Origin of the sequence: Pseudomonas sp. GW456-L13 (genome assembly GCF_017350115.1) — a bacterium.
GTDB classification, from domain to species: Bacteria; Pseudomonadota; Gammaproteobacteria; order Pseudomonadales; family Pseudomonadaceae; genus Aquipseudomonas; species Aquipseudomonas jessenii.
This window is the reverse complement of the sequence record NZ_JACNAS010000001.1, coordinates 2,955,899-2,970,001: the sequence shown is the minus strand read 5'-3', so window position 1 is coordinate 2,970,001 and position 14,103 is coordinate 2,955,899. Positions and strand designations below refer to the sequence as shown.

15 protein-coding genes and 1 tRNA gene are annotated in these 14,103 nt (G+C 57.5%); 2 read left to right on the top strand and 14 right to left on the bottom strand.

Annotation, left to right across the window (positions count from 1 at the left end):
• Window positions 1-85: 85 nt before the first annotated feature.
• The 9 genes from J4D25_RS13365 to J4D25_RS13325 form a co-directional block, all read right to left on the bottom strand.
• Window positions 86-502, bottom strand: a complete 417-nt coding sequence (locus J4D25_RS13365; RefSeq protein WP_057712430.1) for a hypothetical protein — start codon at window positions 500-502, stop codon at window positions 86-88.
• A gap of 127 nt (window positions 503-629) precedes the next feature.
• Window positions 630-1,667, bottom strand: coding sequence for an Abi family protein (locus J4D25_RS13360; protein WP_057712429.1), 1,038 nt, complete (start codon window positions 1,665-1,667; stop codon window positions 630-632).
• 274 nt (window positions 1,668-1,941) lie between these two features.
• A tRNA-Thr gene (locus J4D25_RS13355) sits at window positions 1,942-2,017 on the bottom strand.
• A 78-nt stretch (window positions 2,018-2,095) separates the two neighbouring features.
• A complete protein-coding gene (locus tag J4D25_RS13350) occupies window positions 2,096-2,920 on the bottom strand; it encodes an FkbM family methyltransferase (RefSeq protein ID WP_057712428.1) in 825 nt (274 codons plus the stop codon).
• A gap of 343 nt (window positions 2,921-3,263) precedes the next feature.
• A complete protein-coding gene (locus J4D25_RS13345) occupies window positions 3,264-4,493 on the bottom strand; it encodes a methyltransferase (RefSeq protein ID WP_057712427.1) in 1,230 nt (409 codons plus the stop codon).
• Window positions 4,474-5,163, bottom strand: a complete 690-nt coding sequence (locus J4D25_RS13340; protein WP_057712426.1) for an ABC transporter permease — start codon at window positions 5,161-5,163, stop codon at window positions 4,474-4,476. Before J4D25_RS13340 ends, J4D25_RS13345 begins: the two co-directional genes overlap by 20 nt.
• On the bottom strand, window positions 5,160-5,855 hold the full coding sequence (locus J4D25_RS13335; protein WP_057712425.1) for an ABC transporter permease: 696 nt from the start codon (window positions 5,853-5,855) through the stop codon (window positions 5,160-5,162). The genes J4D25_RS13340 and J4D25_RS13335 overlap by 4 nt, the downstream gene beginning before the upstream one ends.
• Before the next feature lie 72 nt (window positions 5,856-5,927).
• On the bottom strand, window positions 5,928-6,677 hold the full coding sequence (locus J4D25_RS13330) for an ABC transporter substrate-binding protein (protein ID WP_015093061.1): 750 nt from the start codon (window positions 6,675-6,677) through the stop codon (window positions 5,928-5,930).
• 13 nt (window positions 6,678-6,690) lie between these two features.
• A complete protein-coding gene (locus tag J4D25_RS13325) occupies window positions 6,691-7,464 on the bottom strand; it encodes an ABC transporter ATP-binding protein (RefSeq protein ID WP_007972784.1) in 774 nt (257 codons plus the stop codon).
• Window positions 7,465-8,028: 564 nt separating this feature from the next.
• Between J4D25_RS13325 and gabP the strand changes: the two genes are divergently transcribed.
• Window positions 8,029-9,420, top strand: a complete 1,392-nt coding sequence (gene gabP, locus J4D25_RS13320) for a GABA permease (protein ID WP_057712424.1) — start codon at window positions 8,029-8,031, stop codon at window positions 9,418-9,420.
• Window positions 9,421-9,491: 71 nt separating this feature from the next.
• Here the strand turns inward: gabP and J4D25_RS13315 are convergent, their stop codons facing one another.
• The 4 genes from J4D25_RS13315 to J4D25_RS13300 all read right to left on the bottom strand — a co-directional run bounded on the left by J4D25_RS13315 (window position 9,492) and on the right by J4D25_RS13300 (window position 12,513).
• Complete coding sequence (locus J4D25_RS13315) at window positions 9,492-9,944, bottom strand: hypothetical protein (protein ID WP_057712423.1); 453 nt, start codon at window positions 9,942-9,944, stop codon at window positions 9,492-9,494.
• A gap of 6 nt (window positions 9,945-9,950) precedes the next feature.
• Entirely contained in the window at window positions 9,951-10,373 is a 423-nt protein-coding gene (locus tag J4D25_RS13310; protein WP_057712422.1) for a hypothetical protein, read from the bottom strand.
• 38 nt (window positions 10,374-10,411) lie between these two features.
• Window positions 10,412-11,386: an alpha/beta fold hydrolase gene (locus tag J4D25_RS13305; RefSeq protein WP_057712421.1), complete on the bottom strand. Its 975-nt coding sequence runs from the start codon at window positions 11,384-11,386 to the stop codon at window positions 10,412-10,414.
• A gap of 68 nt (window positions 11,387-11,454) precedes the next feature.
• Complete coding sequence (locus J4D25_RS13300; RefSeq protein ID WP_057712420.1) at window positions 11,455-12,513, bottom strand: YhcG family protein; 1,059 nt, start codon at window positions 12,511-12,513, stop codon at window positions 11,455-11,457.
• 253 nt (window positions 12,514-12,766) lie between these two features.
• Between J4D25_RS13300 and J4D25_RS13295 the strand changes: the two genes are divergently transcribed.
• A complete protein-coding gene (locus J4D25_RS13295) occupies window positions 12,767-13,216 on the top strand; it encodes a hypothetical protein (protein WP_057712419.1) in 450 nt (149 codons plus the stop codon).
• Window positions 13,217-13,246: 30 nt separating this feature from the next.
• On the opposite strand, the gene J4D25_RS13290 is transcribed toward J4D25_RS13295, so the two are convergent.
• Window positions 13,247-14,053 carry a TSUP family transporter gene (locus tag J4D25_RS13290; protein ID WP_057712418.1) on the bottom strand — a complete coding sequence of 269 codons (807 nt, stop codon included), beginning with the start codon at window positions 14,051-14,053 and terminating at the stop codon, window positions 13,247-13,249.
• Window positions 14,054-14,103: the final 50 nt, after the last annotated feature.

Here is a 14,103-nt window from a genome sequence, read left to right as displayed (position 1 = left end):
TGGTGAAATTTGAGGCTACGAAGTCCAAAGTTCTAAGTGAACATCAATTTCGGTGAGAGTATTCGTTGAGTTTTATTAGCTTTAATTAAGAAAGCAACCAACGGATGTCACTGCAATAATGCCTAAGGCAATCAACGCAGTGCTCTTGATTTCGCTCTTTCCCAAAGGCTGCCCGCAAGACTTTGTCATATTTTTCTTCAGCAATTTGAGGGCGAGCAGCTGAGATTTTTTTGTTTATGTAATCGAAGCCGGCATAGTCGATGATGTCCATCATGCACGATTCTAAGCACACCACCTTGGTTCGAAGGAACTCAAAGGCATCAAGCTGATCATAGGCGCAGATTGCTCGCAGAGCTCTCTTGTCACCAGTCAACATGAAGTAATCAAACTTTTTATCGTGATTATCTTTGGCGTGGAGGAAGAGGGCCTGCTTGCCAACATCGATCTCAGGGATCTCTATTAAGTGATCGATTAAATCGAGTATTGGTGCTTCTTGTAGCACATTGCAATGCTCAAAAAATTCACTGATTCGTTCAAAGGCCTGAGGGCTGCCAACATAACGCTCTATGGACTTGCGAAAAGCGTGCGAAAAGGGACTGCGAAAAGGGGACGGATTTATTTTCGGATATTTAGGTTGGGGGGAATGGTGGAGGCGATACCTGCAGTTTCTGGCTTCCCTGTTCCAAGCACCATTGCTGCTGACGTTTCCAGTCATTTGGAAATCCCATGAGTCTCAAATAACCCGGTTCTTGCTGATCCATGATTTCGGCCAAGCGAAGCTTCCACTGGCTGTCTGGACTGATCAAGTCGGTTAGGTAGGCCAGCATCGTCAATACGATGTATAGCCGCTGCTTGGGTTGAGGCCGGTCGGCAGGTGCAGTTGGGATGACCCATTCTTTGGGTAAGGCTGGTCGAATCGAGAGCTCTCGGTTCCATAGCCGTGAGTGATGGGCGCAGCAGTTTCGAATGAAAGTCAGGGTGTGTAGCCAGGAGGCCAATACATCGAAGGGCAGATTGAATCTGGCGGCGATAGCTTTTTTATCGGCACTTCTGCCTATGGCATTGAAGAGGGTAGATACCGTCCCAAGGCTGAGTTCTTCCAGGACCGCCCAAGCGGGCGGCAGCTCAGGGTGGGCATAGGTCGCTCCGTAGTATCGGAAGTAGTTATCGCGCATGCGGTTTTCGATCCGCTGTTGCTGGAGCCCATCGGCCTGTCGGCCATTTTTGATGCGCTCAATATCACGTCTGAGTTTATTGCGCTCCTTGTTCAATTGCTCTCGCAGTGGACGCAACAGCTCGAGGTGTGGGTATGACGAGGAGAAGACTGACGCGTCAGCTATCCAGTCAGGCCCATACTTAGGGCACATGTGATTGCTGATAGTCGCTCGTACGGCGACTTCGACACGTTCGATGGCATCCATGGTTATGCGTCGCAACGAACCATCGAAGCGGTAGATGTCGACGACTGCTTTCAGAGTGCTGCCGGGTTTGAAGGTGTGTTCAGGGTCTGGCTCCTGGAAGGGGCGCATGTAGGGACTCAGTCGAAACAGCGTGACCACTTCGAGAAAGCGCATGGCCCGATCGTCGTTGGCGACGTGCAGGCCTCGTTGCTTTAGCAGTTCCAATTGCTGTTCTACGCTGAGGGCCGGCTTGTCGAAGGGCCTCATTGTAGTTTTCTCCAGGCAAAAAAAACCCGCACGATTTGAGCTTGCTGACTGGGTCAACCTAGGCTTGGCGGGTGTGTTGGGGTGCATTATAGGTAGCTGGAGAAGGTCGTCAACGTCATCCCGAAGTGAAATTGTAACGGGTAGGTGTGCAGGTAGATTTTGGTGCAGGCTGTCGGTAAGGGGTAATGCGGTATTTACAGGGGGGGTAGCAGTTGGATTTCCGGATGCCAGAAACAACAAAGCCCTCGCATTTCTGCAAGGGCTTCGTTTTGTATGGTGCCGGCACCAGGAATCGAACCCGGGACCTACTGATTACAAGTCAGTTGCTCTACCATCTGAGCTATACCGGCGTGTCAGGGCGACGATTATAGCGATTGGTTGGCTTCTGTAAACCCCTGAATTTTGACTATTTTTGTTCGGGCTTCAGGTCAGGCTCGCAGCAGGGTTTTCTTGAGTTTCTGGATGGCTTGCCAGGTTCGACTGTTTTGCATCGCGCGCAGCTGTGCTTCGGCCTGTTCGGCGCGTTGCAGGGCGGCGGCGAGTTGGTGTTCGGTGTCGCCGACAGGGTGGCTGAAATTGTGGCCTTTGCAGAACTGGAACTCGTCCAGGTTGCACGGCGGGATGTCGAAGGCGGGTTTGAGGTTCAGGTGTTCTTCGGCGAGGTAGTAGGTGTTGATGCCGTCGAACAGGATGGAGTGGTAGCCGGCGTCGGTGACGAGGTTTTCCCAGGCCTGGTCGCGGGCCCAGGGGGTTTCGATAAGGATCACCCATGGCCGCCATTGGCTGAAGTCCATGCCGCGCAGGACGGTTTCTTCGTGGCCTTCGACATCGATTTTCAGGAAGTGAATGGCGCGGCCCTGGGCGTGTTCTTCGCAGATGGAGGCCAGGGTGCGGGACTTGATCGTTTGGCTGCGCACGTCCATGCCGGCGTCTCGGTGCAGTTTGGCCATGGCCGGGTCCAGGGTCGAAAGGCCGGTGCCGGCGATGCCGTAGAAGGTCAGTTCGTCAGCACTTTCCCCGGCCGCACACTGCAGGTTGGTGTCTTTGGGGCGTTGCTGGCTCAGGGCTTCGAAATAGTTGGGCATCGGTTCGACGTTGATGCCGGTCCAGCCGTTGTCGTAGAACGCCTTGGTGACGGAGTCATGGGTGGGATCGTTTGCCCCGACGTCGATGTAGAAGCCGTTCTCGACGGTTTTGAGGGCGCGCCACAGGCGTATGTCTTCGAAATTCTGTGCGTAGGAAATGAACGTCACTGGCGCATCCTGTCGGAGGAATGTTCTTGTTCGTGGCCGCGCTGCCGGCGCCCTTGCGTGTGTGTATATCAAGAGTAATGAAAGGGTGCAATTTCCCCTGTCTGCGATCCGGGATTAGGCATTTATGTCGTTTTGATTAAATGCTTATGCACAATGCCATTGGCAGCGCACTGGGTTTAGGTCGAAATTGTGGATCCGTTCTCGTTTGTTCGCAAATACCTGTTTTTTCGATTTTTTATGCGAGTGTATAAAAAATGAACAGTGTGGATTTAGCCCTGAAACAGGCGTGGATATTGGATCCACGATTATTTCATCAACAGAGTTATCCACAGGTCGGATGTATTTAAGCGCGTTCGGCCAGGAGCAGGAAATTACGCGGCGTGAGCGGAGTTTCGCAGAAGGTGCCGACACGGGCGCTGTAGCCCTGCTCGGTGAGGAAAAGTGCCCGGTCAAGGACCAGCCAAAGCTCCAGTGGGCGTCGGAAAAGTCCGCGTAGTAGTTCAAGGTTGCGCACTTCGGCCAGTCGCTGCCAACCGGCGGCTTCGAGGGCTGGCCAATCTTGCGGGCCGATTGTGGATAACTCTTTGAGAGTGGCCAGATGATGGCAGTAATCGGCGAAGGGTTTGTCCAGCCAGGCGCTGGGCAGGGAAGGGGTTGGCAGGTACTCGTCAATGCCGCGTAGTTGCCGTTGCAGCAAGTCGAAGCCCAGGCGCCGGGCCATGGAGGTGTCGCGTTGACGTCGCACGCGGGCACCGGCGGTAACGGTTTCGCTCATGGGCAACGCGAGGTCGTCGAGGGAAAGCTGTAAGCCGGAGCCTTGGGCGGCCGAGGAAATCGGTGAGTATTGGGCAAGACTGATCCGGTTGTAGCAACACGGCGCGATGGCGAGCTGTTTGCAGCCTGTGACGCTGGCGAGTTGAATCAGCCGCACATGCAAATCACCGCAGGCGTGAAGCGCGACGGGCGTGTGATACGCACCCAGTAAACAAGCTGCGTCTGCCGCGAGCACATCTTGTTCGATATGCAGCGCATGCAGGTGATGGCGCTGGCTGAGTGCCTGGCCGCTGGTTACCAGTGCCGGGTCGTATTCCAGGCACGTCAGTTGTTGCCCCGGTTGCAGTAGGCGGCGGCCCAGATGTCCTTTACCCGAGCACCAGTCCATCCAATGCTGCGGTGCTTCGGAAAACTGCAACCGACTGGCGAAGGCTTCGATCTGTTGCCATTTGCGCCCCGGTACATCGACGTTCAACCGATGGCCCGCCGCCTCGAGTGTGCGAGTCGGCAACTCATCCACGGCACTCAAGGCCGCGGACATTGTTGCCAGGGAAGCAAAGGGCTCCGGTGCATTCAGAAGGGCAGGTTGGTTGTGAGCGTTTTCCGCGTCTTCCAGCGACCGCTTGCGTAGCCATGCGGCCAGCTCCGGGTAGGACGCTTCCCAGGGAAGATGCCGATGAGTGAACGGTCGGGGTTTCCACAGTGCCTGATGCTCTGTCAGAAAAGCATCCAGCGCGGTGAAACGGGCGAGCAGGGCCTCGCCCGTCAACACGCCGCTATCAACGCCCTTGGCAGGCATCGACGCGCAACCAGCGCTCCAGCAGCTTGAAGCCACGCACCAGCACGTAAGCCATTACCAGATAGAACATGCCCGCGGCGAAGAAGATCTCCACCGGCAGGTAGGTCCGGGCAATGATGGTGCGGGCCATGCCGGTCAATTCCAGCAGGGTCACGGTGCTGGCCAGGGCGCTGGCCTTGAGCATCAGGATCACTTCGTTGCTGTAGGCCGGCAGGCCGATGCGCGCGGCGCGCGGCAGCATGATGTAGAACAGCGCTTTTGGTTTGGACATGCCCAGTGCCCGTGCCGCTTCGATCTCGCCCGGTGGAATCGCCTGGATGGCGCCCCGCAGGATTTCCGCAATGTAGGCCGCGGTGTGCAAGGTCATGGTCGCCGTGGCGCACCAGAACGGATCGCGCAGGTACGGCCACATCGAACTGTTACGGATCGCGTCGAACTGCGCCAGGCCGTAGTAGACCAGGAACAGCTGAACCAGCAACGGCGTGCCACGGAAAAAGAAGATGTAGCCGTAGGGAAATGCCCGCACCCACCACAGGCGCGACGAGCGGGCGATACCCAGTGGAATGGCCAGCAGCAAACCGGCGATCACGGCGATGGCCACCAGTTCCAGGGTCAGGGTTGCGCCCTGGGCCAGTTTCGGCAGCCACTTGATGATGACTTCCCAGTTCATTGGGTGCTCCTCGCGAAGCCGCGAGCGGCACGTTTTTCCAGGAAGTGCATGCCGGTCATCGCCAGCACCGTCAGGCTCAGGTACATGAACGCGGCCACCATATAGAAGGTGAACGGTTGCTTGGAGACGGTCACGCCGATTTGCGCATGACGCATGATTTCTTCCAGGCCGATCACCGACACCAGCGCGGTGTCCTTCATCAGGATCATGAACAGGTTGCCCAGGCCCGGCAGGGCAATGCGCCACATCTGCGGCATGATCAGCTTGGTGAAGATGCGCCATTTCGACAGGCCCAGGGCCACGCCGGCTTCACGATGGCCTTTGGGGATGGCGAGGATCGCACCGCGAAACACTTCCGTGGCGTAGGCGCCGAAGCACAGGCCCAACGCAATCACGCCAGCGGCGAAGGCGTTGAGTTCAAGGTCGGGGTTGCCGAAGAACTCGCCCAGGGCACGCATCAGGTTGACCGTGCCGAAGTAGATCAACAGCACCCAGAGCAATTCCGGGATACCGCGAACCAGGGTCGAATAAGTGCCGCCAAGCCATTGCAGCGGCTTGTACGGGGAAGTCTTGGCCAAGGCGCCGAGCAGACCGAGTACCAGCCCCAGGCACAAGGCCGAGAGTGCCAGTTTCACAGTCATCAGCGCGCCAGCGGCGAGCGCCGGGCCGAATCCGTAGAGGTCGATAATCATGGATTTCTTTTCAAATCGCGGCAGGCAAGGCCGAGAACCGGCGCCATCAGGCGCCGGTCAGGCAGGTCAGTATCAATAGATGCTGAACGGGAAGTACTTGTCGTTGATCTTCTTGTAGGTGCCGTCAGCGACGATTTCTTTCAGCGCGGTGTTCAGCTTCTCGCGGATCGGGTCTTTCTTGCGCACGGCAATACCGATCTTGTCGCTCTCTTCCACCGGGTCACCCTTGAACTCGTAGCTACGGCCAGCGTCGCTTTTCAGCCATTCGTAGTTGACGTACTTGTCGGCCAGGATGCCGTCCAGGCGGCCGGAAGTCAGGTCGAGGTAGGCGTTTTCCTGGGTGTCGTAGAGCTTGATGGTGATGTCGTCACCATAGTTGTCTTCCAGGAAGGTGCCGGCCAGGGTCGCGCGCTGGGCGCCGATGATCTTGCCTTTGAGCGCGGCCTTGTCGGTTTTGAAGTCGATGTCTTTCTTGGCGATGAACTGCAGCTTGTTGGAGTAGTACGGGTCGGTGAAGTCCACCGCTTGCTTGCGCTCGTCGGTGATCGACATCGAGGAGATCAGGAAGTCGAACTTCTTGGCGTTCAGGGCCGGGATGATGCCGTCCCAGTCGGAGGTCACGACGGTGCACTCGACTTTCATCTTGGCGCACAGAGCGTCGCCGATCTCTTTGTCGAAGCCGACGACATTGCCACTGGCATCTTTATTGTTGAACGGCGGGTAAGCCGCTTCGATGCCCATCTTCAGGGTTTCGGCCATGGCACCGGCGCTGAACGCCAGGGTGACGGCGGCAGCCAGGAAGACCTTTTTGTAGTTCTGCATGTGGGTAGCTCCGTTAGCGGTTGCTGGACATGAATTGTTTGCAGCGCGCCGAAAGCGGGTTTTCAAACACCTGCTGTGGCGATCCTTGCTCTTCTACCAGGCCCTGGTGGAGGAACACCACTTCACTGGAGACCTGACGGGCGAAGCCCATTTCGTGGGTCACGAGCAGCATGGTGCGGCCTTCTTCGGCCAGTGCGCGGATGACATTAAGTACTTCCTGGACCATTTCCGGGTCAAGCGCCGAGGTGGGCTCGTCGAACAGGATGACCTTGGGCTGCATGGCCAGGGTGCGGGCGATGGCCGCGCGTTGTTGCTGGCCGCCGGACAACTGCGCCGGGTAGGCATGGCGCTTGTCGGCGATGCCGACCTTGGCCAGCAGGGCTTCGGCCACTTCGATGGCTTCGGCCTTGCTCTGGCCGAGCACGCGGCGCGGGGCTTCGATGATGTTGTCGAGCACACTCATGTGCGGCCACAGGTTAAAGTTTTGAAATACAAAACCGATTTCGCTGCGCAGGCGATTGATCTGCTTGCCGTCGGCGGCCACCAGTTCACCGTTCTTCGCGGCCTTGAGCTTGAGTTCTTCGCCGGCGACCAGGATCTGGCCCTGGTGCGGGTTCTCCAGCAGGTTGATGCACCGCAGGAACGTGGACTTGCCGGAGCCGGAGGAACCCAGGATCGAGATCACATCGCCGTCGCGGGCGGTCAGCGAGATGCCTTTGAGCACCTCCAGCGAACCGTAGCGTTTGTGCAAGTTGCGGATTTCAAGCGCGGGCGTGGCCTCAGCCATGTGCGTTCCTCATATATGTTGCGCTCCTGCTGTTGGCGGCCTTCCTGGCGAGGCGGCCAACCTAGCATAGCGTTTCAATGGCAGCCAACAGCGCTACGGACGGTAATCGGCTGGTGTGTGGCAGGTTGTCGCATCGACGCAGCAGACTGTCGCCCCATCAACAACCGAACAGCCGTTTGAACCTTGCCTGTCGATAAAAAGCGCGGTGGCTGCCGCAAAAAAAGGCGCGATGTTGCCAGCTTTGACAGGGTGTTGGAAGCGCTATCCGGCCAAATGCACCGCTTGTGCACTTTTAATGTGCGCGGAGCACTTTTCAGGTGTGTTTCCGGTGCGCTGATGTAACCGCAAAAGTGGGGCGCAGGGTAACGCTTTGGCAAAGTGCCATTAAATTCAAAGGGTTGCGATGACCGTCCGGTCGAGGCGAGATCGCCGGGCTAGAGGGTTTTGAAATATTTTGGCGCAATTATTGCGTGCAGAATCCAGAACGCCCTGTTGGCTTCTTTTTACGAGAAGGTCCGCCGAACGGGATGCACGCATTCGCTTCTCCTTACAAAGGTAGTTTTAATGAGCAGTACCCAAAGCTCTAATGGCCTCGAACAGGGGCTCAAACCGCGCCACGTGACCATGCTGTCGATTGCCGGGGTTATCGGCGCCGGCTTGTTCGTTGGCTCGGGTCACGCCATCGCCGCTGCAGGTCCGGCTGTTCTGTTGGCTTACGCCGCCGCCGGCATGTTGGTGGTGCTGGTGATGCGCATGCTCGGCGAAATGGCCGTTGCCTCGCCGGACACCGGTTCGTTTTCGACTTACGCCGACCGCGCGATCGGTCACTGGGCCGGCTTCACCATCGGCTGGTTGTACTGGTGGTTCTGGGTTCTGGTGATCCCGTTGGAAGCCAACGCTGCCGCGACCATCTTGCATGCCTGGTTCCCTGGCGTGGACATCTGGGCATTCGCCCTGGTCATCACGATGCTGTTGACCGTGACCAACCTGTTCAGCGTGAAGAACTACGGTGAATTCGAGTTCTGGTTTGCCCTGATCAAAGTGTTGGCCATCATCGGTTTCATTGTTCTGGGCCTCATGGCGATCTTCGGCTTCCTGCCGGGCAGCCAGGTCAGCGGCGTTTCCCATCTGTTCGACACCCAGGGCTTCCTGCCAAACGGCATGGGCGCGGTGTTGGGTGCCATCCTGACCACCATGTTCTCCTTCATGGGCACCGAGATCGTGACCATCGCGGCCGCGGAATCGAAGAACCCTGGCAAGCAAATCTCCAAGGCCACCAACTCGGTTATCTGGCGGATCGGCTTGTTCTACCTCGTGTCGATCTTCATCGTCGTGGCTCTGGTGCCTTGGAACGACCCGGTACTGGCAAGCCTGGGCTCCTACCAGACTGTACTTGAGCGCATGGGCATCCCTAACGCCAAGATGATCGTCGACATCGTGGTGCTGGTCGCTGTGACCAGCTGCCTGAACTCGGCGCTCTACACCTCGTCGCGGATGTTGTTCTCTCTGGGCAAGCGCGGCGATGCGCCGGCCATGTCCACCCGCACCAACAAAAGTGGCACGCCATACTGGGCGGTGATGCTGTCCACTGGCGCAGCGTTCCTGGCAACATTCGCCAACTACGTGGCTCCGGCTGCGGTGTTCGAATTCCTGCTGGCCAGCTCCGGCGCCATCGCATTGCTGGTGTACCTGGTGATTGCGATTTCGCAACTGCGCATGCGCAAGCAGCGTATAGCGCGCGGGGAGAAAATTGCCTTCAGCATGTGGCTGTTCCCGGGCCTGACCTACGCGGTGATCGTCTTCATCGTCGCGGCCCTGACCATCATGCTGTTCCAGGAAGCCCATCGTGTGGAAATTCTCGCGACCGGCTTGCTCAGTGCTCTGGTGGTAGCGGCCGGCTTGCTGGTGGCTCGCCGTCGCAAACTGGAAAAGCGTGGCGCGGTAGTGCTGAACTGATCCATACCACGTAACGCAAAACGGCCGCTGTCAGTGATGACAAGCGGCCGTTTTTGTTTGAGTCGTAACCCTTACTCGGCTTTTTCTTCCGGCGCTTCCAGCGACTCGCGGTAGACATCCAGTGCGTCACCGAAGTCAGCAATGAACTGCGGTTCGCTCAGCCACGCCTGGGCGGTCTCGCGGTCCATGCCGTCGGCCCACATGCGGTAGTCGATCAGCATGTCGGCGGCCAGGTGGGTGGCGGCCATGCCTTCGTCGTCGGCGTTTTCCATGTCCAGCAGTTCTGGATGGTCGATGATGATAAAGGCCAGGTTCGTCAGCAGCACCGAGAGCATTTCGCTGCGGCTGACGGCTTCCGCGTCGCGCATTTTGCTGAACATCGCCAGGGTGTATTCCGGGATCGGCTCGGCGAGGTGGCCAAGGTCATCGTCCAGCGCGGCGGGTTTGCGGCCGTGGATATTGATCTGCTTGGCTTTGGCTTTTGCGCGCTTGGCGCGTTTCTGTTGCTTGTTCAGGGAGGCCATGGGAACTCAGTTCGGTTTCTGTTGGGTTTGCGCGGCAATGGCGTCGGACGCCGCCACGTAGTCGGCCTGAAAGGCCGGTGATTCGATCCACGCCAGGGCGCCGGCTTCGTCGGTTTCAGTCGACCATTGGCGATATTCGATCAGCGCGGCAAGGATGAAGTCCATCGCGCCTTCCTCGCCTTCCTGCTCGTACACCAGTTCCAGCAACGGATCTTCGAGGAAGGCCGTGCACAGGGCTTGCTGGCTGATCTTTTCGGCGTCGATCATTTTCTTGAATAGTTCGGTCAGGTCCACCGATTCGAAGTCGATGCGATCGTCGTTCGGGTCCAGTTCCACCGGCGCGGCAGCTCGCTGGGTGCGGTTCTGCTTGGCCTTGGCCTTGGCCTTGGCGCGGGAGGCGCGTTTTTGCTGTTTGTTGGCGGAGGCCATGGGTGTCGTTCCGTAATTCGTTGAAAGGGGCGGGTGGCTCAGCTGCGTGGCACCGTTCGCCCGGGTGTGCCGGGGACCAGTTCGCCGTTTTGCAACCAGGCCAATGCAATGGGCCATAGTGTGGCTTGGTATGCGCTGCGAAAAAAGGCGAAATGTCCGACTTCTTCTTCGCCGATGTCTTCGGGATGGATACGTAGGTGGGAGTTTGTGCTGCCGGTGAAGTAGCCGAGCAGGCGTTCGATGGCCGGGACCGTGCCGTAGGGATCGTCGCTGATGCTGATGGCCAGGGTTTGCGCGGTGACGTCGGCAAAGGGCAGCTGCCCGGCGGTTTTGCTGATTGTGCGGCCGCTGGAGCGTTTCTCGTAGCGGGCAGTGGAGAGGCTCCAGTCACGGACCACGCCGGCGGGTGTGTCTTCCAGCCAGCCAAGGCGTTTGCCCGGAAAGTAGCCGCACAGCATCGTCACCAGCGGCATCACCACATGCCACTTGCCGAACATCCGCCAGCGATGAGCGGGCGCATAGTCGCGCCAGTAGGCGAATTGCGCGCCGACCGTCACCAGGCGCCGGATCAGGTGCCCGGACGCCCCCAGGCCCGCTGCACAGCCGCCAAAGCTGTGGCCGACCACATCGATAGGCTGTTGGGGGAACTCACGCTGTGCGCGCTTGAGCATCGCCTCGAAATCCAGCGCTCCCCAATCGGTCCACGAGGCTTGAAGACCCTTGAGCGATGCCGGCCGCGACTCGCCGATGCCGCGGTAGTCATAGGTGATGACATTGAAGCCGTGGGCGAACAGGTAGTCGGCGAAGCGCGAATAGTGGCGACAACGGACCGAGGTGGCGGCATTGATGATCACGACCGGACGAGCGGCGTCCCGAGAAGGGTGTCGCCAGGTGAAGCCGCCGAGGACAAAGCCGTCTGCAGCGGTTTCCTTGAACGGTTCACCGGACGCAACGCGTTGCAATGGCAACTCGATTTGAGTTGGGACGAGTGAAGGCGTTTCCTGCAAATTCATCGGCGTCGGACCTTTGCGGGTAGCTGCCAACAATAGTCTTGATGTCGTTGATGAACAATCCATTGGCCTCAACGCAGTGGTTGGTCGAGCCGTCGTTCTTCAAGTGCCATCCGCTCCCGATCCAGTGCATTACGGAGTTCCTCTTCGCTCGGCAGGACAAGCTTGTACTTGCTGGCGAGCAGTTGCTCGTTTCCTTCCTGCACTGAGTAATGCACCACGGATTCATCCTTTTGCGCACAGAGAATGATGCCGACGGTGGGGCTGTCCTGCGCGCTGCGTTTCAGGTCGTCGTACATACTCACGTACATGTCCATCTGCCCCAGGTCCTGATGGGTCAGTTCACCGCGCTTGATATCGAAGATGACGAAGCACTTGAGCAGGTAGTTGTAGAACACCAGGTCGATGTAGAAGTCTTTGCTGTCGGTGCTGATGCGTTGTTGGCGGGCAATGAATGCGAAACCCTTGCCCAGTTCCAGCAAGAAGCCCTGCAATTGTTCGATCAGCGCTTGTTCGATCTCGCTTTCCTGAAGCTTGCCGGCATTGGGTAAACCAAGAAACTCCAGTACCACCGGATCACGGATGAAATCCCGAGGGCTGGCCTTCATGTTTTGAATGTGGGTGGCGGCCTCTTGCTTGACGCTGCCGCGATCGCGGCTCGCCAGCAGGCGTTCGTAATACAACGTATTGATCTGGCGCTCCAGCGCTCGGCTTGACCAGTTTTGGGTGGCTGATTCGTTCATGTACCAAAGACGAGCGCTGTCGTTGTCGACCCGAAGCAGGTGGCGGTAGTGGGTCCAGCTCAATTCGTGACGCAGTGCGTCACGAATTGGAAAGGCTTGATAGAACAGACGCATGTACCGAAGGTTGGAAGCGTCAAATCCCTTTCCGAACTCCGCAGTTAGCGTTTTGGCCAAGGTCGACGGTAACTCTTTGCCATACCTGACCCGTCGCGCGCCGTTCTGTTCGAACTCAACGATGTGCCGACCAGTTTGCCAACAGGTTTGCACTTGCACGGTGTCGGCCGCCCGAAGCACTTTCTGGCGTGCCTGAAGGATCAATTTGCCAAGGTTGCCAAGCAGTGATGCGAGATAAGGGTCGTGAGTGTCGTTGGGGGTGGGGGCCGTCATGAGGTCTTCCGCAGCAGGTTGAACAGCGAAAGAGAATGACAAGAGAGCCCCTTCGAAGATGCCGGGAGTTGCTGAGAAACAGGCAGGAAATACCGGGCTCTTCGGCAGGACGGGTCTAAATCCGGGCGAGGGCTGAGGAACAAATGGCGTAGTACGTTTCGTACTCAGGCCAAATCAATCTAAAACCCCTCCCTGCGACTGGAAATCCAAAGGATGTAACGATTGGGTTCCGCAGAACCCGGGAGTCGTCATCATGAAATACCTCCATACACTCCTGTTGCCCCTCACCGCTGCAGGCATGCTGATGTTTCCAGCGATGACACCTGCCGCCAGCCTTGAGCCCATCGATAGCCAGGGGGTGCAGGTGCAAAGCCAGGAGCAAAACGGCATCACCTACCTGTCCGGCGGTATCGGCGAGGATGAGTCCAAGGCCATCCAGCAGACCACTGGCTACAACCTGCACATGACGTTCTCTGTCGGGACGGGAAATGAATACACTTCTGACGTGAATGTAGTTATTCAGAAAGCCCCGGGGCAGACCGTACTGACGCTCAATGACGCCGGTCCGCTGGTTTACGTGAAACTGCCTGCCGGTAAATATACGGTCATTGCGACGCGTAACGGCGAAACACGGCAGGACGTTGCCGATGTTGGCAATGGTGCAGCCCGTAACCTGGTTTTCCACTGGAATGATGCAAGTTAACGAGAGGCTCTGAACCCTGAGTCCTGCGACTCAGGGTTTATCGTGATTAACACCTGCATACGCTTGGATGAGTGCAACGCGTAAAGGGTTGGTTTCTACGCTCAGCAGCTTGATGGCCAAAGCGCAGCAGACCACGATCAACATGGGTTTGATCAACCGTGGTCCGACCCGGACAGCGGCCCGTGCACCCAATTGAGCGCCGATGAAGGCCGCCAAAGCCATGGCTATGGCGATCGGCCAGATAATCACACCTTTAGTGATAAAGACCGACAGAGAGCCGAGATTACATGAGGCGTTGGCAAGCTTGGTAAAGCTCATGGCCCGCATCATGCCCAAGCCGCAGAGCAGTACAAATCCGACAATAAAGAAAGAGCCCACACCGGGGCCAAATATACCGTCGTAAAAACCCAGGATCGGCGCAACGCTAAACGAAAAAAACAGAACACTGATTCTCTTGCGTCGATCTTCATTGGCCAGCTTTGGAGAGAGCGCAAAATAGATGGCTACCAGAATTAGCATGATAGGCACGCAAACTTCCAGATAGCGCTTATCAATAGTGCTGACCAGCAAGGCACCACTGGCGCCGCCAACAAATCCGCAGATAACCAGGAAACGGCCTTCGCGCCACTCGATCATTCCTTTGCGAGCAAAGGTTACCGTTGCTGAAACTGTTGCCGAAGCGGCCTGGAACTTGTTCGTGGCAATTGCACTGATCGGATCTACACCTGCCAGGAACAATGCAGGCAAGGTGATCAAACCGCCACCACCGGCAATCGCATCAAAAAAACCGGCGAAAAAAGCGACGAGCGCCAACATGCCAATTACATCCCAAGACATTGCATTCTCTCTTTATGGTTATTGGCCGGTAATCACATGACTGGTCGTTC